27 protein-coding genes are annotated in these 23,736 nt (G+C 58.4%); 16 read left to right on the plus strand and 11 right to left on the minus strand.

Annotation, left to right across the window (positions count from 1 at the left end):
- Positions 1-428: 428 nt before the first annotated feature.
- The 14 genes from fliF (at position 429) to sra (ending at position 11,769) form a co-directional block, all read left to right on the plus strand.
- The gene (gene fliF, locus BEI65_RS18920; protein WP_099064629.1) at positions 429-2,117 is read left to right on the plus strand and encodes a flagellar basal-body MS-ring/collar protein FliF; all 1,689 of its coding nucleotides are present in this window, start codon (positions 429-431) and stop codon (positions 2,115-2,117) included.
- Complete coding sequence (gene fliG, locus BEI65_RS18925; protein ID WP_099064630.1) at positions 2,114-3,106, plus strand: flagellar motor switch protein FliG; 993 nt, start codon at positions 2,114-2,116, stop codon at positions 3,104-3,106. The genes fliF and fliG overlap by 4 nt, the downstream gene beginning before the upstream one ends.
- Positions 3,099-3,803: a flagellar assembly protein FliH gene (fliH, locus tag BEI65_RS18930; RefSeq protein ID WP_099064631.1), complete on the plus strand. Its 705-nt coding sequence runs from the start codon at positions 3,099-3,101 to the stop codon at positions 3,801-3,803. The genes fliG and fliH overlap by 8 nt, the downstream gene beginning before the upstream one ends.
- Positions 3,803-5,164, plus strand: a complete 1,362-nt coding sequence (gene fliI, locus BEI65_RS18935) for a flagellar protein export ATPase FliI (protein WP_099064632.1) — start codon at positions 3,803-3,805, stop codon at positions 5,162-5,164. The genes fliH and fliI overlap by 1 nt, the downstream gene beginning before the upstream one ends.
- Positions 5,165-5,186: 22 nt before the next feature.
- Complete coding sequence (gene fliJ / locus BEI65_RS18940) at positions 5,187-5,633, plus strand: flagellar export protein FliJ (protein ID WP_099064633.1); 447 nt, start codon at positions 5,187-5,189, stop codon at positions 5,631-5,633.
- Positions 5,630-6,856 carry a flagellar hook-length control protein FliK gene (locus BEI65_RS18945; RefSeq protein WP_099064634.1) on the plus strand — a complete coding sequence of 409 codons (1,227 nt, stop codon included), beginning with the start codon at positions 5,630-5,632 and terminating at the stop codon, positions 6,854-6,856. Before fliJ ends, BEI65_RS18945 begins: the two co-directional genes overlap by 4 nt.
- A gap of 168 nt (positions 6,857-7,024) precedes the next feature.
- Positions 7,025-7,507, plus strand: a complete 483-nt coding sequence (gene fliL / locus BEI65_RS18950) for a flagellar basal body-associated protein FliL (protein ID WP_099064635.1) — start codon at positions 7,025-7,027, stop codon at positions 7,505-7,507.
- A gap of 5 nt (positions 7,508-7,512) precedes the next feature.
- A complete protein-coding gene (fliM, locus tag BEI65_RS18955) occupies positions 7,513-8,514 on the plus strand; it encodes a flagellar motor switch protein FliM (protein WP_085117279.1) in 1,002 nt (333 codons plus the stop codon).
- Positions 8,511-8,924 carry a flagellar motor switch protein FliN gene (gene fliN / locus BEI65_RS18960; RefSeq protein ID WP_085117280.1) on the plus strand — a complete coding sequence of 138 codons (414 nt, stop codon included), beginning with the start codon at positions 8,511-8,513 and terminating at the stop codon, positions 8,922-8,924. The genes fliM and fliN overlap by 4 nt, the downstream gene beginning before the upstream one ends.
- On the plus strand, positions 8,924-9,328 hold the full coding sequence (fliO, locus tag BEI65_RS18965) for a flagellar biosynthetic protein FliO (RefSeq protein ID WP_099064636.1): 405 nt from the start codon (positions 8,924-8,926) through the stop codon (positions 9,326-9,328). The genes fliN and fliO overlap by 1 nt, the downstream gene beginning before the upstream one ends.
- Positions 9,325-10,161 carry a flagellar type III secretion system pore protein FliP gene (fliP, locus tag BEI65_RS18970; protein ID WP_232519121.1) on the plus strand — a complete coding sequence of 279 codons (837 nt, stop codon included), beginning with the start codon at positions 9,325-9,327 and terminating at the stop codon, positions 10,159-10,161. Before fliO ends, fliP begins: the two co-directional genes overlap by 4 nt.
- 48 nt (positions 10,162-10,209) lie before the next feature.
- The gene (gene fliQ / locus BEI65_RS18975; protein WP_037419012.1) at positions 10,210-10,479 is read left to right on the plus strand and encodes a flagellar biosynthesis protein FliQ; all 270 of its coding nucleotides are present in this window, start codon (positions 10,210-10,212) and stop codon (positions 10,477-10,479) included.
- Positions 10,480-10,481: 2 nt separating this feature from the next.
- Entirely contained in the window at positions 10,482-11,264 is a 783-nt protein-coding gene (fliR, locus tag BEI65_RS18980) for a flagellar biosynthetic protein FliR (RefSeq protein ID WP_099064637.1), read from the plus strand.
- Positions 11,265-11,637: 373 nt separating this feature from the next.
- Positions 11,638-11,769, plus strand: a complete 132-nt coding sequence (sra, locus tag BEI65_RS27020) for a stationary-phase-induced ribosome-associated protein (protein ID WP_099064638.1) — start codon at positions 11,638-11,640, stop codon at positions 11,767-11,769.
- A 388-nt stretch (positions 11,770-12,157) separates the two neighbouring features.
- On the opposite strand, the gene flgL is transcribed toward sra, so the two are convergent.
- The 11 genes from flgL to flgB all read right to left on the minus strand — a co-directional run bounded on the left by flgL (position 12,158) and on the right by flgB (position 22,214).
- Complete coding sequence (gene flgL, locus BEI65_RS18990; RefSeq protein WP_099064639.1) at positions 12,158-13,117, minus strand: flagellar hook-associated protein FlgL; 960 nt, start codon at positions 13,115-13,117, stop codon at positions 12,158-12,160.
- Between the two features lie 58 nt (positions 13,118-13,175).
- On the minus strand, positions 13,176-14,822 hold the full coding sequence (gene flgK / locus BEI65_RS18995) for a flagellar hook-associated protein FlgK (protein ID WP_099064640.1): 1,647 nt from the start codon (positions 14,820-14,822) through the stop codon (positions 13,176-13,178).
- A gap of 189 nt (positions 14,823-15,011) precedes the next feature.
- Positions 15,012-15,953 carry a flagellar assembly peptidoglycan hydrolase FlgJ gene (flgJ, locus tag BEI65_RS19000; protein ID WP_099064641.1) on the minus strand — a complete coding sequence of 314 codons (942 nt, stop codon included), beginning with the start codon at positions 15,951-15,953 and terminating at the stop codon, positions 15,012-15,014.
- Entirely contained in the window at positions 15,953-17,053 is a 1,101-nt protein-coding gene (locus tag BEI65_RS19005; protein ID WP_099064642.1) for a flagellar basal body P-ring protein FlgI, read from the minus strand. The genes flgJ and BEI65_RS19005 overlap by 1 nt, the downstream gene beginning before the upstream one ends.
- A gap of 10 nt (positions 17,054-17,063) precedes the next feature.
- Entirely contained in the window at positions 17,064-17,765 is a 702-nt protein-coding gene (flgH, locus tag BEI65_RS19010; protein ID WP_099064643.1) for a flagellar basal body L-ring protein FlgH, read from the minus strand.
- Positions 17,766-17,837: 72 nt separating this feature from the next.
- Positions 17,838-18,620 (minus strand): flagellar basal-body rod protein FlgG, encoded by a 783-nt coding sequence (gene flgG, locus BEI65_RS19015; protein ID WP_020827517.1) that lies wholly within the window; start codon positions 18,618-18,620, stop codon positions 17,838-17,840.
- An 18-nt stretch (positions 18,621-18,638) separates the two neighbouring features.
- Positions 18,639-19,394 (minus strand): flagellar basal body rod protein FlgF, encoded by a 756-nt coding sequence (locus BEI65_RS19020; RefSeq protein ID WP_099064644.1) that lies wholly within the window; start codon positions 19,392-19,394, stop codon positions 18,639-18,641.
- Between the two features lie 12 nt (positions 19,395-19,406).
- A complete protein-coding gene (gene flgE / locus BEI65_RS19025; RefSeq protein ID WP_099064645.1) occupies positions 19,407-20,630 on the minus strand; it encodes a flagellar hook protein FlgE in 1,224 nt (407 codons plus the stop codon).
- Positions 20,631-20,700: 70 nt separating this feature from the next.
- The gene (gene flgD, locus BEI65_RS19030) at positions 20,701-21,378 is read right to left on the minus strand and encodes a flagellar hook assembly protein FlgD (RefSeq protein WP_099064646.1); all 678 of its coding nucleotides are present in this window, start codon (positions 21,376-21,378) and stop codon (positions 20,701-20,703) included.
- Positions 21,379-21,390: 12 nt separating this feature from the next.
- The gene (flgC, locus tag BEI65_RS19035) at positions 21,391-21,795 is read right to left on the minus strand and encodes a flagellar basal body rod protein FlgC (RefSeq protein WP_020827521.1); all 405 of its coding nucleotides are present in this window, start codon (positions 21,793-21,795) and stop codon (positions 21,391-21,393) included.
- A 5-nt stretch (positions 21,796-21,800) separates the two neighbouring features.
- Entirely contained in the window at positions 21,801-22,214 is a 414-nt protein-coding gene (gene flgB, locus BEI65_RS19040) for a flagellar basal body rod protein FlgB (RefSeq protein ID WP_037418980.1), read from the minus strand.
- A gap of 160 nt (positions 22,215-22,374) precedes the next feature.
- Between flgB and flgA the strand changes: the two genes are divergently transcribed.
- The gene (gene flgA, locus BEI65_RS19045) at positions 22,375-23,037 is read left to right on the plus strand and encodes a flagellar basal body P-ring formation chaperone FlgA (protein WP_099064647.1); all 663 of its coding nucleotides are present in this window, start codon (positions 22,375-22,377) and stop codon (positions 23,035-23,037) included.
- A gap of 359 nt (positions 23,038-23,396) precedes the next feature.
- Positions 23,397-23,723, plus strand: coding sequence for a flagellar biosynthesis anti-sigma factor FlgM (gene flgM / locus BEI65_RS19050; RefSeq protein WP_099064648.1), 327 nt, complete (start codon positions 23,397-23,399; stop codon positions 23,721-23,723).
- Positions 23,724-23,736 lie beyond the last annotated feature (13 nt).

Genomic DNA, 23,736 nt, shown 5'->3' on the forward strand with positions numbered 1-23,736 from the left:
CTCAATAAAAACGCGGCTACCTGCCGTTGTGGCGGCAGGCACTACTTTGATGCTGCACACCCTAACACAGCATTTTTATCCTAAAGCGGCTAATTAACTGCAAAAAACCCGGCTTATCGAGCCATCGAAATAGCCCCAAAGGGGAAATAATGGCATGCCCAGAAATGGGAGCGCCGCTATACCCGTCGTCTTTCAAGTTGCAGCGTTGTTACCTGCACTCGCTCACCCCAGTTACTTACTCAAGTAAGCGCCTGGGGATGAGCGAGCTGGTCGCCTAGCTGCAACTTGAAAGGCATAGGGTATATTTATATGTGTATCAGGGAGTCTGTTTTGTCACACAACGCTAACCACATCGTTCATCAGCCTGGCAGGGAGCTACGCCGTGGCCCGCACCGGATCCTGAGCGTCATTGAAGGACACTGGCTAAAATGAGTGCTTCAATCTCCGCCACCGAAAACCGCGATAATGGTCTGCAAGCCCTGTGGGACCGTCTGCGCGCCAACCCGAAAATCCCTCTGCTGATTGCCGCTTCCGCCGCCATCGCCATTGTGGTTGCGCTGCTGTTATGGGCAAAAAGCCCAGATTACCGCGTACTGTACAGCAACATTAACGATCGCGACGGGGGTGCCATCGTCACCCAACTGACGCAGCTGAACATCCCCTACCGCTTTGCCGAAAACGGCGCGGCGCTGCTGATCCCGGCCGATAAAGTACATGAAACCCGCCTGCGACTGGCGCAGCTGGGTCTGCCGAAAGGTGGCGCAGTGGGTTTCGAACTGCTGGATCAGGAAAAATTCGGCATCAGCCAGTTCAGTGAGCAAATCAACTATCAGCGCGCGCTGGAAGGCGAACTGTCACGCACCATCGAATCCCTGGGGCCGGTACAAAACGCCCGCGTGCATCTGGCGCTGCCAAAACCCTCGCTGTTTGTCCGCGAACAAAAATCCCCTTCCGCCTCCGTGACCCTGACGCTGCAAGCCGGCCGCGCGTTGGATGACGGTCAGATCAACGCCATCATTTATATGGTTTCGAGCAGCGTTGCCGGTTTACCGCCGGGCAACGTCACGGTGGTCGATCAGTCCGGCCGTCTGCTGACCCAGTCTGACGGCACCGGGCGTGACCTGAACGCGGCACAGTTGAAATACGCCGGTGAAGTGGAAAATCGCTATCAGCGTCGCATCGAAGCAATCCTGGCGCCGATGGTCGGTAGCGGCAACGTCCGTGCGCAGGTCACCGCACAGATTGACTTCGCCACCCGCGAGCAAACTGACGAAGAATACCAGCCGAACCAACAGCCCAATAAAGCCGCCGTACGCTCCAGACAACTGAGCCAAAGCGACCAAATTGGCGGGCCGCTGGTCGGCGGCGTGCCGGGCGCACTGTCCAACCAACCTAGCGCACCGGCTACCGCGCCGATTGAAACCGCCAAACCGGCTGCCGGCACCAACGCCGACACCGCCAAACCGAATGCCACGGCAACCCGCAGTGCGGCGTCAGGGCCACAGAATACGCGCAGCGATGAGACCACCAACTATGAGGTCGATCGCACCATTCGCCATACCCAGCAGAAGGCCGGGACGGTACAGCGGCTGTCGGTGGCGGTAGTGGTCAACTATCGCGGCACCGATAAAGAAGGCAAACCGCTGCCGATGAGCAAAGAGCAGTTGGCGCAGATCGAATCGCTGGTACGTGAGTCCATGGGCTTCTCCAGCAGCCGTGGCGATACCCTCAACGTGGTCAATACGCCGTTTACCGATAACGAAGTCACCGGTGGTGAACTGCCGTTCTGGCAAAGCCAAAGCTTTATCGATCGCCTGTTGGATGCCGGTCGCTATCTGCTGGTCCTGCTGGTGGCCTGGTTGCTGTGGCGCAAACTGGTGCGGCCGCAGTTGCAAAACCGTCAGGCGGTACAGAAAGCCGCCCTAGCCAGCGCCAATGCGCCAATGGCCAAACCGGCCGACAGCAATAAACAGAGTAATGAGGAGCTGGCGCAGCACCGCAAATCGCAGCAGCGCGTCAGTGCAGAAGTCCAGAGCCAGCGGATCCGCGAACTGGCTGAAAAAGACCCACGCGTGGTCGCTCTGGTAATCCGCCAATGGATGAGTAACGAATTATGAGTCTGACCGGTACCGAAAAAAGCGCCATCCTGCTGATGACGCTGGGTGAAGATCGCGCTGCCGAGGTGTTCAAACACCTTTCCTCGCGTGAAGTTCAGCAGTTGAGCGGCACCATGGCCAGCATGAGCCAGGTCTCGCACAAGCAACTGCAAGAAATACTGCGCGAGTTTGAAGACGATGCCGAACAGTACGCAGCACTGAGCGTCAATGCCAGCGACTACCTGCGTTCGGTATTGATCAAGGCGTTGGGCGAAGAGCGTGCCTCCAGCCTGCTGGAGGATATTCTCGAATCTCGCGAAACCACCACCGGCATGGAAACGCTCAACTTTATGGAGCCGATGAGCGCCGCGGATCTGATCCGCGACGAACACCCGCAGATCATCGCCACCATTCTGGTCCACCTGAAGCGTGGCCAGGCGGCAGATATTCTGGCGCTGTTCGACGAACGCCTGCGCAACGACGTCATGCTACGTATTGCCACTTTCGGTGGCGTGCAGCCGGCGGCGTTGGCGGAACTGACCGAAGTGCTGAACAACCTGCTCGACGGCCAGAACCTCAAGCGCAGCAAAATGGGCGGGGTACGCACCGCGGCCGAGATCATCAACCTGATGAAAACTCAGCAGGAAGAGGCGGTTATCGACGCCATGCGCGAATACGACGGCGAGCTGGCACAGAAGATCATCGACGAAATGTTCCTGTTCGAAAACCTGGTGGAAGTCGACGACCGCAGCATCCAGCGCCTGTTGCAGGAAGTGGAAGGCGAATCCTTGCTGGTGGCGCTCAAAGGCGCGGAACAGCCGCTGCGCGAGAAGTTCCTCAAGAACATGTCGCAACGCGCCGCCGATATTCTGCGCGACGATCTGGCCAACCGTGGCCCGGTGCGCATGTCGCAGGTAGAGAACGAACAGAAAGCCATCCTGCTGGTGGTACGTCGTTTGGCAGAGAGCGGCGAAATGATTATCGGCGGTGGCGAGGACACCTATGTCTGATCGCATTAACACCCTGCCCTGGCAGCCCTGGTCGCTCAATGACCTGAACGAACCCAAACCGGAGCTCGAACCCCTGCCGTTACCGGTGGTGGAAACTTACGGCGTTCCCCTGGATGACAGCTTCGTTCAGGAACAGCAACTGGCTCAGTTACGCCTGCAGGCAGAGCAACAGGGCCAGCAACTGGGTTATGCCGACGGTCAGCAAAAAGGCTACGACGCCGGGTTCCAGGCTGGAATGGAGGAAGGCCGCCAACAGGGCTTGCTGGAGGCGCAGCAGCAACAGCAACCGCTGACCGCCCACTGGCTGCAGCTGGTGACCGAATTCCAGCACACGCTGGACGCTCTCGACAGCGTGATCGCCTCGCGCCTGATGCAACTGGCGTTGACCGCCGCCAAACAGGTGCTCGGTCAGCCGCCGGTGTGTGATGGCACCGCGCTGCTGGCGCAGATCCAACAGTTGATCCAACAGGAGCCGATGTTCAGCGGCAAGCCGCAGTTGCGCGTACATCCGGATGATTATCATCGGATAGAGCAGCAGTTGGGCGCCACGCTAAGCCTGCACGGCTGGCGGCTGCTGGCGGACGGTCAGTTGCACCCTGGCGGCTGTAAGGTCAGTGCTGATGAGGGCGATCTCGACGCCAGTCTGGCGACCCGCTGGCACGAACTCTGCCGTCTGGCAGCTCCGGGAGAGGTGTAATGACTCAGCGCCTCGGCCGCTGGCTGACCTCACTGGATACGCTGGAAAAACGTATTACTCTGGCCCCGACGGTTCGTCGCTACGGCCGCCTGACGCGCGCAACCGGGCTGGTGCTGGAAGCCACCGGGTTGCAACTGCCCATCGGTGCCACCTGCCTGATCGAGCGCCACGACGGCGGTGAAGTGCAGGAAGTCGAGAGCGAAGTGGTCGGTTTTAACGGCCAGCGACTGTTCCTGATGCCGTTGGAAGAAGTGGAAGGCATTGTGCCCGGCGCCCGGGTTTATGCCCGCGTCTCACCGGAAGGACAAAGCGCCAGTAAACAGCTGCCGCTTGGCCCGGCACTACTGGGCCGGGTGCTGGACGGCAGCGCCAAGCCGCTCGACGGCCTGCCCGCACCGGAAACCGGCTATCGTGCGCCGCTGATCACCGCCCCGTTCAACCCGCTGCAACGTACACCGATCGAACAGGTACTGGACGTCGGTGTACGCACCATCAATGGCCTGCTGACCGTCGGTCGTGGCCAGCGCATGGGGCTGTTCGCCGGTTCCGGCGTCGGTAAAAGCGTGCTGTTGGGCATGATGGCACGTTACACCCAGGCCGACGTGATCGTCGTCGGGCTGATCGGTGAACGCGGCCGCGAAGTTAAAGACTTTATCGAAAACATCCTCGGCCCTGAAGGCCGGGCACGCTCGGTGGTGATCGCCGCACCGGCGGACGTCTCACCGCTGCTGCGGATGCAGGGGGCGGCCTATGCCACCCGTATCGCCGAGGACTTCCGCGATCGCGGCCAGCATGTGCTGCTGATTATGGATTCACTGACCCGCTACGCGATGGCCCAGCGTGAGATCGCCCTGGCCATCGGCGAGCCACCGGCCACCAAAGGCTACCCGCCTTCGGTGTTCGCCAAACTGCCGGCGCTGGTGGAACGCGCGGGCAACGGCATCAGCGGTGGCGGTTCGATTACCGCCTTTTATACCGTGCTGACCGAGGGTGATGACCAGCAGGATCCGATCGCCGATTCGGCGCGTGCCATTCTCGATGGCCACGTAGTGCTGTCGCGGCGATTAGCGGAAGCCGGTCACTATCCGGCCATCGACATTGAAGCGTCGATCAGCCGCGCCATGACGTCGTTGATCGACGAAGAGCACTATCGCCGGGTACGCAATTTCAAACAGATGCTGGCCAGCTATCAACGCAACCGCGATTTGATCAGCGTCGGTGCCTACGTCTCAGGCAGCGATCCACTGCTGGACAAGGCGATGGCGCTGTACCCGCAGATGGAAGCCTATCTGCAACAGGGCATTTTCGAGCGCAGCGGTTACGACGACGCCTGCCAGCAGTTACAGCAATTGATCGTTTAACGTCACCAAAGGCGCAAATCCGATGAAACCACAGTCACCCCTGATTACCCTGCGCGATTTGGCGCAGGATGCGGTGGAACAGGCGACGCAGCAGTTGGGCCAGGTGCGCAAGGCGCAGCAGGCGGCTGAGCAGCAGCTTTCCATGCTGCTCAATTATCAGGATGAGTACCGCCAGAAGCTGAATAATCAACTGAGTGGCGGTATGGAGTCATCCAACTGGCAGAACTACCAGCAGTTTATCGGCACGCTGGAGCAGGCCATCACCCAGCACCGTCAGCAACTGACGCAGTGGGGACAAAAGGTCGACCACGCGATGAAGCACTGGCAGGACAAACAGCAGCGGCTGAACGCCTTCGAAACCCTGCATACCCGAGCCCAAAGCGCGGAGCTGCAGTTGGAGAATAAACGGGATCAAAAGCTGATGGATGAGTTCGCTCAACGCAGTGCACAAAGGAATACTCACCAATGAACCTCAACGTTTTGCCCGCTATGTCGCCCGCGGGCGATAGCGGATTACTGCCGGATGCATCATTGCCGCTGGATGAGCCGTCCCTTTCGTCCGCTTTTGCTCAACTGCTCGGTGCCCGCGTGCTGCCTGCCGATAAGGCTGCGGGCAAGCTGTCACCGATGACCTTAAGCGCAGACCAGGAGTCAGCGCCGCTGAGCCGCAACCAGCTCACCCAGCTACTGGCCGCCTTCGGCGAACGCGATGGGCTTTTAGCGCCGTCGCTGTTAAGCAACGGTCAGCCCGCCGCCGTCGCTCCCGGCGAAGAACCGCAGAAAAATCAACCGTCAGAGGATACGGCTCTGCGCCCTGCCGGTGAGATCGACGCCGCCACGTTGCAGGCGCTGTTCGCCATGCTGCCCATTGCCGTCACGCCGGTGATGCCGGGTTCTTCCGGAGCCACTGAACTGACCGTTGAAGGTGAGCAAAATGCCACGCAACCGGCAGCGGCGCTGAGTGCCGCTCTGGGCCGATCTTCGGATGCTTCCGGCAGCCCGCTGGCAGACACGCAGAAAAACCCGACAACGGTGAGCCAAGATCCGCTCAACATGGAAAGTCGCGCCGACACGCCACAACAGACCGCGGCAACCCATGACAAGCCGGATGTCGCTGCATTGAAATTCGGCACCGATACGCAACCGCAAACGCCGGTCAATCACCTGGTGGCCCCGCCGGTATCCAGCCCGACCCTGGCCGCCACCCCAGCCGCCTCGCTGGTCACCGCCCCACCCACGCCACAGTTGAATGCCCAGCTCGGCAGCCCCGAGTGGCAGCAGGCGCTGAATCAGCAGGTATTGATGTTCCATCGCAACGGCCAGCAAAGTGCCGAACTGCGTTTGCACCCGCAGGAACTGGGGGCGTTGCAGATCACCCTCAAGCTGGATGACAACCAGGCACAGCTGCACATTGCCTCGGCCCACGGTCAGGTGCGTGCCGCCGTGGAAGCCGCTATGCCGCAACTGCGCCATGCACTGGCGGAAAGCGGTATCAATCTGGGGCACAGCAGCGTGGGCGGTGAGTCAATGCCACAGGGGCAACAGGCACAACAGCAGAGTGGCGAGCAACAGGGCCGGTCGAATTATCGCGAAAGCCACGGTGGCAGCGAACCGGCCACAGAGGTGCTCAGCGCCCCACTGGCATTGCAGGCCATGGCCCGCGGCGTCAGCGGCGTTGATATTTTCGCCTGAGTGGCCGCAAACGCCCAAGCTGGCACGTTTTTCCCCGCCTATTCTGGCTATTGTGCGCCGCAATAGGCGCGATAATACCGTTACATGTCATGCGTGTGGCTTTTGCGCGCGCTATGTATCCGCCGGGTTTCAGGACGTCGGGTATAACAACAGGAATTTGATTTAGCTATGTCTCAAAATACCCTACCGGCAGCACCAAAACGCTCCCTTCTGGTCATCCTGCTGGTGTTGATAGCCGTGCTCGCCTGCGGTGCGGCCGGTTACAGCTGGTGGCAGCTCAAGCAGCACCAGAACGGTACGCAACCCGCAGAAAAACCTCAGCCGCCGGCCGTGCCGGTGTTTATGCCGCTGGACACCTTTACCGTCAATCTGATGACGCCGGATAACAACCCCGATCGCGTGTTGTATATCGGCCTGACGTTACGCTTGCCGGACGAAAATACCCGCCGCCAACTGAACGATTTTCTGCCGGAAGTGCGCAGCCGTCTGCTGATGCTGCTGTCCCGTCAGGAAGCGGGTCAGTTGAGCAGTGAACAAGGGAAACAGCAACTGGTGGCGCAGATTAAGGATGTGCTTAGCCCGCCGCTGGTTAAGGGACAACCGAAGCAGGTGGTCAGCGACGTGCTGTTCACCGCCTTCATATTGCGGTAATCACTATGGGCGACAGCATTCTTTCACAGGCAGAGATCGACGCCTTGCTCAACGGCGACAGCGCGGGGGATGAACCCGTAGCGGTCGCCAGTAACGAGAGCGAGGTCAAGCCGTACGATCCGACCACCCAGCGCCGCGTGGTGCGCGAGCGACTGCACGCGCTGGAAATCATCAATGAGCGTTTTGCCCGGCAGTTCCGCATGGGGTTGTTCAACCTGTTGCGCCGCAGTCCGGACATTACCGTTGGCCCGATCAAGATCCAGCCGTATCACGAATTTGCCCGCAACCTGCCGGTGCCCACCAATCTCAACCTGGTGCACCTGAACCCGCTGCGCGGTACCGCGCTGTTCGTGTTCGCGCCGAGCCTGGTGTTTATCGCCGTCGATAACCTGTTTGGCGGCGACGGTCGCTTTCCGACCAAAGTGGAAGGCCGCGAATTCACGCCTACCGAGCAACGGGTGATCAAGCGCATGCTGCGCCTGGCGCTGGACGCCTATGGCGACGCCTGGAGTGCGATTTACAAGATCAACGTGGAATACGTGCGCGCTGAAATGCAGGTGAAGTTCACCAATATCACCACTTCGCCGAACGACATTGTGGTCACCACTCCGTTCCAGGTGGAGATCGGTGCGTTGAGCGGTGAGTTCAACATCTGTATCCCGTTCGCCATGATCGAACCGCTGCGCGAACTGCTGACCAACCCGCCGCTGGAAAACTCACGGCAGGAAGACAGCCACTGGCGCGAAACGCTGGTGAAGCAGGTACAGCATTCTGAACTGGAGCTGATTGCCAACTTCGTCGATATCCCGATGCGGCTGTCAAAAATCCTGAAGCTGCAGCCGGGTGATGTATTACCGATTGATAAACCGGATCGCCTGATCGCCCACGTGGACGGCGTACCGGTTCTGACCAGCCAATACGGCACGTTAAACGGGCAGTACGCCCTGCGTGTTGAACATTTGATTAACCCTATTTTGAATGCTCTGAGTGAGGAACAGCCCAAATGAGTGATCCTAAGCAACCGTCTGGCGAAGGAAAGGAATCCGTGGACGACCTGTGGGCTGATGCGTTTAACGAGCAGCAATCTACCGAAAAAACCTCTGCCAGCGACGCGGTGTTCAAATCGCTGGAACCGCAGGATGCCAGCGGCAGCCTGCAGGACATCGATCTGATCCTGGACATTCCGGTCAAACTGACCGTCGAACTGGGCCGCACCAAAATGACCATCAAGGAGCTGCTGCGCCTGTCGCAGGGATCTGTCGTGGCTCTGGACGGGCTGGCGGGTGAACCCCTGGATATCATGATCAACGGTTATCTGATTGCCCAGGGCGAAGTGGTGGTGGTGGCCGACAAGTTCGGTGTACGCATCACCGACATCATTACCCCTTCCGAACGCATGCGTCGCCTGAGCCGCTGATGAACCCAAGCACCGCCGCGCCCAGCCAGGGCACCTTACAACCTGCCGCGCCGGCACTGCCGGCCGGTTCGGTTCTGACGCAGGTCAGCACTGCGCTCGGTGGCATCCTGCTGCTGATCCTGCTGGCCGGCTGGCTGTTCCGCCGACTGGGGTTTGCCCCACAGGCGCGCAACAACAAACTGTTAAACCTGCGTGCCAGCTGCCAGGTCGGGCAACGCGAGCGCGTGGTGGTGATCGAGGTGGATAACACCTTGCTGGTGCTGGGTGTCACCGCCCAGCAAATCACCCCGCTGCATACCCTGCCCGCCCCTGCGGCGGACAGCACAGCAGCCGAGGCCACCGCGCCGGCGGATTTTCGCCAACTGATGCAAAAAGTTCTGAAACGTCCGGAAAAATCGGCATGACTCGCACTCAACAATCGGCATCCCCGACGATGACTCCCCTCGGCTCGGATTGGCAGAAAACCGCCGCCTTCCCCCTCTCTTGTTGGGAGAGGGCCGGGGTGAGGGGAAAACAACTTCTGGCTGCTGCGCTGCTGCTGATAAGCCCCGCGGCTTTCGCGCAACTGCCCGGCTTGATCAGCCAGCCGTTAGCCAACGGTGGCCAAAGCTGGTCGCTGCCGGTACAAACGCTGGTGCTGCTGACCTCGCTCAGCTTCCTGCCTGCCATGCTGCTGATGATGACCAGTTTCACTCGTATCATCATCGTGCTCGGGCTGCTGCGCAACGCACTCGGCACCCCGTCCGCGCCGCCCAATCAGGTGATGCTGGGTCTGGCGCTGTTCCTGACCTTTTTCATCATGTCACCGGTGTTCGACAAGGTTTATCAGGACGCCTATCTGCCGTTCAGCCAGGATAAAATCAGCCTGGACGTGGCGATGGATAAAGGTTCGCAGCCGCTGCGCGAGTTTATGCTGCGCCAAACGCGGGAAACCGATCTGGCCCTGTATGCCAAGCTCGCCAACCTGCCGCCGCTGGCAGGACCGGAGGCGGTGCCGATGCGCATTTTGCTGCCGGCTTACGTCACCAGCGAGCTGAAAACCGCGTTCCAAATCGGTTTCACGGTATTTATTCCGTTCCTGATTATCGATCTGGTGGTGGCCAGCGTGCTGATGGCGCTGGGGATGATGATGGTGCCACCGGCGACCATCTCACTGCCGTTCAAACTGATGCTGTTTGTGTTGGTCGATGGCTGGCAGTTACTGCTTGGCTCGCTGGCACAGAGTTTCTATTCCTAGTTTTTATTGGTAATTCGCGGCGGGCACCCCGCCACTGAGGGATTCACGATGACACCCGAATCGGTCATGGCGCTGGGCACCGAAGCGATGAAAGTGGCGCTGGCGCTGGCGGCCCCGATGTTACTCGCCGCGCTGGTCAGCGGTCTGGTGGTCAGCCTGCTGCAGGCCGCCACCCAGATCAACGAAATGACCCTGTCGTTCATCCCCAAAATTCTGGCGGTGGTGGCCACCATCGTGATTGCCGGGCCGTGGATGCTGAACCTGCTGCTGGACTATATGCGCACGCTTTTCACTAACCTGCCAAATCTGATTGGTTAACCATGCTCACATTTGACAGCGCCCAGTTCGGCGTCTGGCTCAGCCAATATTTCTGGCCGCTGCTGCGCATTCTGGCGTTGATCAGCACCGCGCCGGTGTTCAGCGAAAAGCAGATCAGCAAGAAGGTGAAAATTGGCCTGGGTGGTCTGATCGTTGTCCTGGTGGCCCCCGGTCTGCCCATCAGCTCTGTCCCTATTTTCTCCGCTGCCGGCCTGTGGCTGGCGGCTCAGCAAATCCTGATCGGCGTGGCGCTGGGCCTGACCATGCAGTTTGCTTTCGCGGCAATCCGCTTGGCAGGCGAAGTGATTGGCATGCAGATGGGCCTGTCATTCGCCACCTTCTTTGACCCCAGCGGTGGGCCAAACACCCCGGTGCTGGCACGGTTGCTCAACCTGCTGGCGATGCTGCTGTTCCTCAGTTTTAACGGCCACCTGTGGTTGATTTCGCTGCTGGTAGACAGCTTCCATACCCTGCCTATTCAGGCCGAACCGCTGAACGGCAACGGTTTTCTGGCATTGACCCAGGCCGGCTCGCTGATCTTTATCAACGGCATGATGCTGGCGCTGCCGCTGATTTGCCTGTTACTGACGCTGAACATGGCGCTCGGTCTGCTCAACCGTATGACGCCGCAACTGTCGGTATTCGTCATCGGCTTCCCGGTCACCATGACCATCGGCATTATGACCATTGGCATGATGATGCCGATGCTGGCGCCGTTTTGTGAGCACCTGTTTGGCGAGTTCTTCGACAGGCTGGCCGATGTCCTCGGCAGCATGACGCCCTAGCGTAACCCTGATCAATGCGGCTTAACGGCCGCACCTCGCCGGACAAACGGGCAGTAAAACCCCTTTCTCGCTATAAAAAGTTGAAAAAAACCTATTAACACTATTTGGCTTCGATTAATTTTATCGACTTGAATAATAAATCCCCCACCTTAGAATGGCCTTGTTAAATAAAAAGCCATCAGTAAAACCGTCAGTATTTAGTCGTAGAAATTAAATGCAGGAGGGAATTTAAATATAAAGCAACACACAGGGAAGTGAATTTAAAACTCCATCCGTTATCCGCAAGGATAAAGATATTCTTTCACCGGGGTCAGCCGGCGGGACGGTTATATTTATTATTTGCGGAATTAATCCTACTCTCAGGAGCACAGAAATGAAAGCTAAAACCAACCGCAGAGCACGCAGAGCCTTAGGTATGGCGCACTGGGCAACCAACCGAATTCAAATTGCATTATCCCCTTCGCCGAACGGTGAAAAATGGGCTATGGTGAAAAAGAAGAAATAACGACGATGTTATAAATAAATCCCGAAATATAATCTCCGGAATTATTCACCCCGTCACCCCTGAATATTAAGACGTTTCCCTACGTTGAATCAGGCGGATATCGGCAGGTTTCACTTTGCCTCAGCCGAAAAAAAAGGCACGTCACTCAAACCTTCGTGGGGGAAAGAGTGACGTGCCAAACAAGTGCGCCCGGTTTCAAGAATTCCCTACCCCTGTTTACAGCGATAAAGTCCTCTAAGCACACCCAAAGAGCGATCCGCCATAACTTCACAGCGGATATGGGTTATTGCCATTCCCACCCTGCACTGTAGGGGCGCTGCATGCTGCGCCCGCATCAGTCACGGGGCGAATATATTCGCCCCCTACAGACGACGGGTATTGACGGGTATCAGCGATTCATCTGGAACAACGACATACCCTGCATATCACCGAAGGTTTTATATGACGCCTGCAGCGCGGCCTGTTGCATAAAGTAAGCAGAGATCGACTCGGCCAAATCCGCATCTGTCAGCGCGCTCATCTGCACTTGATTGGTCATGTCGCGCTCTTTGCCGATGCTGTCCAGCTGGTCCATTTCCTGCAATTGACTGCCCAATTCAGCACGCACACTGAGCACCTTGTTGTAGGAGTTGTCCATGCCGCGGTTAGCCTTGGCCAATGCATCTGTCACCTGTTGCTTGGTGGCGTCGTCCGCATCCTGCTGCGGGGTTTTCAGTGCTTTCAATGCAATGTCGATGCTCTCAAACACGTTAGCCACCGGCGCACTGCCGTCCGGCTCGGGTTTCGGGTTGCTGGTCAACGACATGAATACCCCCTTGCCGGTATGACCAATGGTCATGGTCCGGTTGGCGTCCACCTTCTGTTCGACGACCTTGTCACCGCCTTTATAGCTCACGGTTCCACCTTCATCGACAAACGGCGGCTTGTCGTTCACATAGCCGCCGAACATGTAGCGGCCGTTACCGTCAGTGCTGTTAGCCAGATTGAGCAGCTGATCTTTCAGCCCCTGCAGTTGCGTCGCCAGCGAGTCACGGTCGTTATCGCTTTTGGTGCCACCCGCGTTGACGATCAGCGCCTTAATATCGGAAATGGTCGATGTTGCACCGCTCAACACGGTTTCCTCCATCGAGACGCTCTGCCGGGCAAAGGTGCGCGCGAGCGTATACTGATTGTTCTCAGCCTGCGACTGCGACAGCATCACCGCCTGCGACGCCGCCAGCGGATCGTCGGAAGGATTGATCACTCGCTTGCCCGTCGACAACTGCTCTGCGGCCTTCATAAACAGTGACTGGTTGCCGGTGATGCCGGACATGTTTTGTTGGTACATCATGCTGGTGCTCATACGCATGCTGTAGGTTCCTCACGGTGAGCGACCGGCGCCCACAGGACGCCGCTCGGCGATTAAATCAACGGATATTCAACAAGGTATCAAACAGCGAGCTGGCGGTTTCAACCACCTTCGCGTTAGCCATGTAATATTGCTGGAAACGCAACAGCTCACCGTACTCTTCGTCCAGGTTGACGCCAGAGATCGACTGCTGCTGGTTGGTCAGCTGTACGACGATGTTGCTCTGCGAAGTGGTGGCCACTTTGGCAGCAGCGGTCTGATTGCCGATGCTACTGACCATACCGGCGTAGGCACCGCTGAAAGTGGCTTTGCCGTCCACCAGCTTCTGGGTTTGCAGATCGATCAACTTTTTGGCATTTTCGTTATCACCACGGCCGCTGTCATCTTTGCCGGCTGCAGCGATATGTGACGTGTCGGTGATAGCCACCTTCAGGCTGCCCGCCACATCGCTGAGCGGTTTCACGGTAAAGCTGTCTTTGCCCTTGGCGTTACCGTCGATGCTGACCTGCAGACCGTCGAAGCTCAACGTCTGCTTGCCGTCAGCATCGGTACCCGCAGTGGCGTTAACCTTAACGTTGTCCGGCAGGCGGCTCACCTGCCAGTTGCTGCCATCAAACTCGACGCGGTAATCGTTGGCCTTCACCTTGCTGGTATCGGTGTAAGAGACCGACAACGAGGCGTCACCGATATTACGGGTGTTATCCACCACGCGACCGCCGCCGAAACTGAAGAAGTCTGTCCCTGCGTCACCGTTCAGATCGAAACCTGCGCGGTGCTGCTGGTTAAAGTTGTCCGCCAACGCCAGCGCAATTTGCCCCAGTTGGTTGCGAGCGCCGTCCAGCGTCTCACTGCGGAACTTGAACACCCCACTCAGGCTGCCGCTGTTGATCTGGCTCTCAGGGACTTCGTTGGCACCGTTGCCGCGGTCGTAACCCAGGGTTGAGCGGGAAGGATCGCTGCTGGAAGGTACCGCCGACACCTGGTAGGTCGTACTGCCCTGCACCAAGGTCAGGCCGTTGGCGAATGAGACCGTATAGGCGTCGCCATCCTGCTGGGTCACCTGCACACCCACCACTTTATTCAGGTCAGTCACCAGTTGATCGCGCTGATCCAACAAAGCATTCGGCTCGCCGCCACTGCCACGCAGACGGGTGATCTCGTCATTCAGACGGGCAATTTGCTGGCTGTAGCTGTTGATCTGCTGCGCGCTGTCACCGATCTGCTGGTTGACACCACTGTCCATATCACGCAGATATTTGTCAGTGTTGTTGAACTGGTTAACCAGGCCGTTGGCCTTGCCTAACACAGTCTGACGCGCCGAATCGTCGCCAGAGTTACTTACCAGATTCTGCAGGTTGGTGAAGAAGTCTTGCATGTTGGTCGACAAGGTATTGGTTTTGCTCGCCAACAGGTTATCGATCTGAGAGATTTTCTCGTAATAGGCACCCTGCGCTTCGGCGCTGCCCTGCGCACTGCGCAATTGGTTGGTAATGAACTGGTTATACTCGCGGTTGACGCTGGTGACGGTGACACCGTTACCGATAAAGCCGTTCATGGTACTCAAGCCACCGTTTTGCGCCAGGATCGCCGTCTGGCGGTTATAGCCGGTCACGTTGTAGTTAGAGATGTTGTTACTGACAGTGCTGAGCGCCACCTGAGCCGCATTCAGCCCGCTCATCGCGGTATTGATTAAGCTATTGGACATAAAAGTTCCTTTTGCTGCGGCGCCGCTGGCCCACAGAAGTCAATTAATCTGCTGAGAGGGTTCACTCAGCCTGTCTTGGTTATCGGCAAAAAGCGGGGAAACTTGAGGAAAAAAACGGGTTCAGCATGCTGAACCCCTACATTTAAATACGGCCTATTGCGTAGGGGTGCTGCATGCTGCGCCCAGCGGCTAAAACAGATCCTTCAGGTCATGGGTATAGGCTTTAACCACCTGCTCGCCGGCGTTTTTCATCTGCTGGATCACATTGACCAGTTTATTGGCATATTGCGGATCGGTGGCGTAACCGGCCTGCTGCAGTGCATGCGCCGCCTGCTCCGGACTGCGGGCATTGGCCACCTCGGCGTAGCGTGGGTTATTGGTCAACAACTTGACGTAGTCGGCCATCGCCTCGACGTAAGAGCCATACACCCGGAACTGGGCCTTGATCTTCTTCGCCGTCCCCTGCTCAAACTCAGTGGTGGTGATCTCGGTGACCGGCCCCTTCCAACTGCCACCGGCCTTGATGCCGAACAGGTTGTAGCTCGGCGTGCCGTTGGCGGTCGGGATCTCGCGTTGACCCCAACCGGATTCCAGCGCCGCCTGTGCCACAATCAACTGATGGGGTATGCCGCTCTGTTGGCTGGCAACCCGTGCCGGGATAGACAAGCGGGCGACAAAGTTGCCGTTATTGAGCGACAACGGCTGCGTGGCCGGTGCTTTCGGTACCGCGCGACGGATCATTTGTTCCAGCGCCTGATTCGGCAGCGTTTGCAGCACCTCGTTGTCCAGCGCCATCGGCGACATGCCCGCGGTCTCGCTCGGCACCGCGTTGGCATTACTCATCTGCTTGACCATCATGTCGGCCAGCCCCAGTCCCTTCTGCGACATTTGCTGGGCGATCTGCTGGTCGTACATCGAAGTATAAAGCCGCGACTGATCGCTGCTCAACACCCCATCCTTCGGTAGCGCGGCACGCATGCTTTTCAGCATCATCTGCACGAACATGCCTTCAACCTGCTGGGCCACCTGTTTCAGGTTACCCTGCGGATCGCTCGCCGCGTCACGCTTCAGCCCGTTGAGTGCCTGCGCATCGTAAGCAGCACCCGACATTGCCATCAGATCGCCAGCCATCAAATGATTTCCAGCTTGGCGCGCAGACAACCAGCGCTTTGCATCGCCTGCAGGATCGACATCAGATCGATCGGCGTAGCCCCCAACGCGTTAAGCGCGCGGATCACATTGTTCAGATTGGCGCTGGCGTTAACCTTCTGCAACGAACCGCCCTGCTGCTGCACCGAAATCTGGGTATTCGGCGTCACCACGGTCTGCCCGCCGCCAAATGGCGTCGTCGGCTGGCTGACGGTATTTTGCCGATCGACCACCACCGACAGGTTGCCTTGTGCCACCGCGCAGGAATCCAGGATCACGTCTCGGTTCATCACCACCGAACCGGTACGGGAATTGATGATCACCTTGGCGTCTATCGGCCCGACGCTGACGTTAATGTTCTGGATCTCCGCCAGGAAACGTACCTGCGAACTCTTGCCTTGCGGCACCAACACCTGAATGGTACGGGCGTCCAGCGGTGAAGCGGTGCCGCCGCCTCGCTGGCGGTTGATGGCGTCGCTGATCTGCTGTGCCAGCGTGAAGTCTTCATCGTTCAACTGCAGGTTAATCACCCCACCGGCACCGAAGGTGGTTGGCAGTTCGCGTTCAATGGTAGCGCCGTTACTGATGCGCCCCCCCGCCAGTTGGTTGACCTGCACGCTGCTGCCTCCAGCCGACGCTCCCGCGCCGCCCACCAGCACGTTGCCCTGTGCCAGCGCGTAAACCTGGTTATCCACCCCTTTCAGCGGGGTCATCAGCAAGGTGCCACCACGCAGGCTTTTGGCGTTCCCCATTGAGGACACCACCACGTCAATATTTTGCCCGGTGCGTGAAAACGGCGGCAGCTTGGCGGTGACCATGACCGCAGCTACGTTTTTCAACTGCATATTGGTACCTGGCGGTACGGTGATACCCAGTTGCGACAACATATTACTCAGGCTCTGGGTGGTGAACGGCGTCTGCATGGTCTGGTCACCGGAACCATCCAGCCCCACCACCAGCCCGTAACCGATCAGCGCGTTATCACGCACGCCCTGTACCGTGACCAGATCGCGAATGCGCTCCGCCGCCGCCGGTAAACACACCAGCCCAATCCACAGCGTAAGCAGTAATTTTTTCAGCATCGGTCAATCCTTAGAACGGTGAAACATTTAAGAAGAAGCGTTGTAACCAACCCATGGTCTGCGCCTCGTTGATATAGCCGTTGCCGACATATTCAATACGCGCGTCCGCCACCTGGGTGGAGGCGACCGAGTTACTGCCGCTGATGGTGCGCGGGTTGACCACCCCAGAGAAACGGATGAACTCGGTCCCCTGATTGATGGCGATCTGTTTTTCGCCCACCACGTGCAGATTGCCGTTAACCAGCACCTGATTGACCGTGACGGTAATAGTGCCGTTGAAGGTATTGTTGGCGTTGGCTCCGCCCTTGCCGCCGAAGGTGCTGTCGCCGGACATCTCCATATCCGCGCGCGCATTGCCTAACAGGCCATCGAGATAGCGCGGTGCGGTGGCAACACCAAACTTGCTGGCACCGTTGCGGCTGGCGTTGGCCGAGGAGCTTTTGCTGGCGCTGACGTTTTCCTGCAACGCGATGGTCAGGGTATCGCCGATATTGCGTGGACGTCGGTCTTCAAACAGAGGCTGATAGCCGTAGTTCATCGGCTGTACCGTCTGGAAAATCGAGCCGTTCGGCACCGGAGCGCCCGCCGGAGCCGGTTGCGCCGTGGTCGTGCCGTCCACCAGAGGTTTATGCGGAATATATGCGCAGCCGCCCAGCGTCAGCATCACCATCGCCGTCAACCAGCGTTTGCCTTGCGGCGGCACGTTTGCCATCAGAGTTGTGGTTACCACGGGTATCGCCTTTGTTGCACAAAATAGGGTTACGGGCGCAGCCGCGCCCGTCAATTACAGTTGCGTCAGCTTTTGCAGCATCTGATCGGAGGTCGATACCGCTTTGCTGTTGATCTCATAAGCCCGTTGGGTCTGGATCATATTCACCAGCTCTTCCGCCACGTTGACGTTAGAGGTTTCCACGTAGCCCTGATACAGCAGGCCGGCGCCGTTTAAGCCTGGCGTGCTCTCGTTCGGCGCGCCGGAACTCTCGGTTTCCTGATACAGATTCTCGCCCATGCTTTCCAGGCCGCTGTCATTGATAAAGGTGGTCAGCGTCAGTTGCCCCACCTGCTGGGCGGCGGTTTGCCCCTGCAAGGTGGCGCTGACGATACCGTCACGGCCTACGGTGATGCTCAGGGCATTGGCCGGAATGGTGATCGCCGGTTGCACCTGGAAGCCGCTGGCGGTCACCAGTTGGCCGTTCTGATCTCGCTGGAACGAGCCGTCGCGGGTATAAGCCAGGGTGCCGTCCGGCATCATCACCTGGAAAAAGCCCTGCCCCTTGATGGCGATGTCTTTGCTGTTGTTGGTCTGCGACAGATTGCCCTGGCTGTGCAGGCGCTCGGTCGCCACCGGACGAACACCGGTACCGATCTGCAGACCGGAAGGTAACGTGGTCTGTTCAGAGGACTGTGCCCCCGGCTGACGCATGGTCTGGTACAGCAGGTCTTCAAACACCGCGCGCTGGCGTTTGAAACCGTTGGTGCTGACGTTGGCCAGGTTGTTGGCAATCACGTCCATGTTGGTCTGCTGCGCGTCCAGACCGGTTTTAGCAATCCATAAAGATGGGATCATGGGTTATTTCCTTGCAGCTTAACTCATTGATAACAACGAGTTAGCGCGTTGTTCATTTTCATCCACGCTGTGGATGACCTTCATCTGCATTTCAAAGCGACGGGCGTTGGCGATCATGTCGACCATGGTTTCCATCGGCTTGACGTTGCTGCCTTCCAGCACCCCCGGCATCACCTGCACCAGTGGATCATTGGGCAACTGATTGCCCCGCAGCTGTTGAGTTTCCGGCGTCAAACGGAACAGGCCATCGTCACCGCGCATCACTTCCCGCGCATCAGCCTTCACCAGTTTCAACCGGCCGATCTGCGCGATGCTGTTTGGCGGATCGCCCGCATTCAGCGCCGAGATGGTGCCATCGGCAGCGATAGTGATTTCCGCCGACGGCGGTACCTCAATCGGCCCACCGTCCCCCATCAACGGCATGCCCTGCACCGTCAGTTGCCCGTTGGGGGAGATCTGAATGTTGCCGTTGCGGGTATAGCCTTCGCTGCCGTCCGGCAGGCTGACCGCCAGAAAACCGTCCTGTTGCAGCGCCACGTCCAGCGGGCGCGCGGTGTAGTTCAGCGCTCCCTGGCTCATGTCAGCCCCCGGCGTTGAGGCGGTAACCAGCGTGCGCGTCGGCAGGCTTGGTCCGTCTACCGGCACGGCACGCAGCGCCGACAGCTGGGCGCGAAAGCCCGGCGTCGAGGCGTTAGCCAGATTGTTGGCGGTGACCGACTGCTGTTCCAGCGTCTGTCGCGCCGCGCCCATCGCGGTATAAATCGCGTGATCCATAAATCAATCCTATTAGCGCAGGCTGACCAGCGTCTGCAGAATGGAGTCCTGGGTTTTGATGGTCTGGGCGTTCGACTGGTAGTTACGTTGGGCGACAATCATATTCACCAGTTCCTGGCTCAGATCGACGTTGGACGCTTCCAGCGCGCCGCTGGTCAACTTGCCCAGGCCGCCGCCGCCCGCAATACCCACGCGTGGCTGACCCGATGCGCCGGTTTCCTGCCAGACGTTATCGCCCTGCGAGGACAAACCTTCCGGGTTGGAGAAGTTAGCCATGACGATCTGACCCAGCACCTGAGTCTGCTGGTTGGAATAGATGCCCACCACCGTACCGTCGTTGTTAATCTGGAAATTGGTGTACTCACCGGCGCCATAGCCATCCTGTGATACCTTGCTGACCGAGTCGGCACTGACGCTCTGCTGCATGCTCTTGGCAAAGCTCAGAGTCAGGTTTTGCGCCGGAGCCCCGTCTTTGGCGGACATCGGGATCAGCATGCTGAACTCAGCGGCGGTACCTTGTTTACTGGTGGTGCTGGTCAGGTTGCCGCTGGTATCGAAGGTCATGGTGCCGGCATCGACCGGTGCAGCAGAGCCATCCTGGGTATAGACCTGCCACTGGTTGTCGTCGGTCTTCACAAAATAGGCATTGATGTTGTGCGAGTTGCCTAACGAGTCGTATGCGGTGATGGTGTTGACGTAGTTATAAGAATCCTGCTTGGCCGGATCGAAGGTCTTGTTGTCCGGCACCTTATGAGTGGATTTCAGGTTGGCGACCATGGTGCCGGAGGTCGACGCCTTGGCGTTCATCATGCCTTCAGGGATACTCAGCGGCACCGGGTTAGCCCCCTGCTGAATGGTCGGTGGCGTACCGGCCGCCGGATAACCGGTCAGTTGCAGGCCCTGCATGTTGGTCAGGTTGCGGTTTTCATCCAGTTTGAACTGGCCATTACGGCTGTAGAAAATACCACCGTCCTGATCCTGCATACGGAAGAAACCGTTGCCGGAAATCGCCACGTCCAGCGCACGGCTGGTGCCGGTGGTGGTGCCACCCTTAAAGTTCTGGGTAATGCCGGCCACCTTGACGCCCAACCCCACCTGCGAGCCGGCAAACATATCGGCAAAAGAAACGGTGCCAGATTTAAAACCGGAAGTGGCGGAGTTGGCGATGTTGTTACCGATCACGTCCAGGTTGGTTGCTGCCGCGTTCAAGCCGCTTACTGCCTGAGAAAAGGCCATGTCATTCTCCGAATATTGTTTAGGCTATCGTCCGATAACGCCCAATGAATGAGTGAAATAAAAAATCGAATTAAAGTATCTGCCGGACTTCATCCAGCGTGGTGCTGCCCGCCAGACCCAGATCCAGCTTCGCGCCATTCGCTTCGCGGATAACGCCGTTAACCATGCCAAAATGCAGGCTGCGCGCCACCAGTTGCTCACCGTTGCCCTTGGCGTTGACGGTAAAGCTGTAGGCACCGTCGGGTGCAGCGGTACCGTCCGTCATCGTGCCGTCCCAGCTAAACGAATGCACACCGGCGGTCAGGCCGTCGAGTTCGATAGTGCGCACCGCTTTGCCGGTCTCGTCAGTAATGGTGACGGTCACCGAGTCGGCCGCACGCTCCAGTTCCAGACCAAACGGCGTGGTACTGACCTTGCCGTCTTTGCTGCCGGCCAGAATGTTGCTGCCGGGTACCATCACACCGTGGCCGATCAGCGCACTGGCTTGCAGCGACTGATTGCTGTTGATCTGGCCGGAAATCGACCCCAGCGTGGTATTGAGTTTCTCGATGCCTTGAACGGTGTTGATCTGCGCCAATTGGCTGGTCAGTTCATTGTTCTGCATCGGGTTGGTCGGATCCTGGTTCTTCAACTGCGCCACCAGCAGCGTCAGGAAGTTGTTGTTCAGATCCTGACTGTTGGTGGTTTTGCTGTTGGCACCGATGACGGTGTTATCCAGCGTTTCATTGGTAGTTGCGGCAATAGCCATGGCAAACTCCGGTTATTGACCCAGCGTCAGGGTTTTCATCATCATCGACTTGGTGGTGTTGAGCACCTCAACGTTGGCCTGATAGCTGCGGGAAGCGGAAATGGTATTGACCATTTCACCCACCACATCCACGTTCGGCATGCGCACATAGCCTTTGCCGTCCGCCAGTGGGTTGCCCGGCTGGTAAACCAGACGCTCCGGGGCCGGGTCGTCGACCACCTGGGCTACACGGACACCGCCGGTGGGCTGCCCGGCGGCCGCGGCAACTTCAAACACCACCTGTTTGGCCCGATAAGGCTGCCCATCCGGGCCGGTGACGCTGTCGGCGTTGGCCATGTTGCTGGCACTGACGTTCATGCGTTGCGACTGGGCAGACAGCGCCGAGCCAGAGATATCAAAAATATTCAGTAGCGACATGCGCCTTATCCTTGTTGTAACACTGACATCATCCCTTTGATCTGACCGTTGATCAGCGTCAGATCGGTCTGATATTTCAGGCTGTTATCGGCGAAGTTGGTACGTTCGCGATCCATGTCCACCGTATTGCCGTCCATCGAGGGTTGATCCGGAACGCGGAACAGCAAGTCGAGCTGTGGCGGCTGCATGTTCTGCGCCGGAATGTGGCGGGCCGACGTCATGTTCAGCGCAATGCCACTGCCGCTGACACGGCCCTGCTCCAGTACCTTGTTCAGTTGGCTGGCGAAATCGATGTCCCGCGCCTGATAGCCCGGGGTGTCTGCGTTGGCGATGTTGGCGGCCAAAATTTCCTGCCGCTGGGCGCGCAGGTTCAGCGCCTCTTGACCAAAGCGCAGAGCAGCGTCCAGTTTGTCGATCATGCTCCCTCCGCGAGGTTAGAATTTGGAGCCGACAGCATAAACGCCCCTTCCGCCAGCCGATCGCGGGAATAAGGGCAAAATGCGTCGCTATTTATCTGCTTAGCCTGAACGCAGTCCGGGTACACTTACGCGCACCCTGATGGTTCTTGAGGAAGCGAAGATGAAAGGTAAAATACTGCTGTTGGTCACCCTGCTGTGCAGCCTGAACGCACGGGCCGAGGATCTGACGGCGCAGATCGATCGCTTCATCAACAGCCAGTTCAGCGGCAGTCCGGTACAGGTTAAAGTGCTGGTGCGCACGCCCGCGGCCCAATGGCCACAGTGCGAATTTCCGCAGCTATCACTCGCGCCAAATGCCCGCCGTTGGGGCAATATCAGCGTCTCGGCACGTTGCGGTCAGGAGCGGCGTTTTATCCAGACGCAGGTTCAGGTGATCGGCAAATACCTGGTGTCGGCACGCGGTATCAGTGCAGGCAGCAAGTTGACAGAGGCGGACATCAGGCTGAAAACCGGTCGACTCGACACTCTGGCCCCCCGCACGCTGACCGAAGCCGGCAAGGCGCTGGGCGCCGTCAGCCTGCGTAATATCAGCCCCGGCCAGCCGCTGACCTTCGCCATGTTGCGCCGTGCCTGGGTGATCAAGGCCGGTCAGGCGGTGCAGGTCAGCGCACAGGGGGACGGATTTAACATCAGCGGTTCAGGCAAGGCGATGAACAACGCCGCCACCGAAGATAGCGTCAGAGTACGCATGGCCTCCGGGCAAATTGTTAGCGGTATTGTCGGTGACGACGGTGCAATTCGCATCATGCTACATACCCTATAGCTTTCAAGTTGCAGCTAGGCGCCCAGCTCGCTCATCCCCAGGCATTGTAGGGGCGCCGCATGCTGCGCCCGCATTAATCGGGGCGAATTTATTCGCCCCCTACAGTAACTGGGGTGAGCGACAAATCTGTCGGGAACAGATTTGAACGCTGCTTGCAGCGGCCCTGAAAGGGCAAGGACCATGGATGGGCCTTGTAAGCAGGTAACAACGCTGCGGCTTGAAAGATGACGGGTATAAAAAGGTAAAGGTTTATCAAACCTTGCCGATAATAAAGTCATAAGCAGTATTTTATTGGCCGCCAGGGCCACAAATAGTATCAGCCATTGCCCGCGCGGCGACGGCATCGATGGAGATTGACCATGAGTATCGATCGCACCCAGCGGCTGCAACCCGTTCCAACGGTGCAACCGCGTGAGACGCCGGCTGAAAATCAACTTCAGCCACGCAAGGCCGCCCAGACGGAAAGCACCGTCAGTGGCACCCAGGTTAAGTTGAGCGATGCGCAAGCGCGCCTGATGCAGCCAGGGACGCAGGATATTGATATGAACCGGGTGGACGCCATCAAACAGGCGATCCGCAACGGCGAACTGAAAATGGATGCCGGTAAAATTGCCGATGCCCTGCTGCAAGACGCGCAAAGCGATGCCCAGTGGATGTCAAACGGCAACCCGACACCAAAGGTTTAACCGCCGGGTTAAA

Origin of the sequence: Serratia sp. BW106, from assembly GCF_002607755.1 — a bacterium.
In the GTDB taxonomy this organism is placed as follows: Bacteria; Pseudomonadota; Gammaproteobacteria; order Enterobacterales; family Enterobacteriaceae; genus Serratia; species Serratia proteamaculans.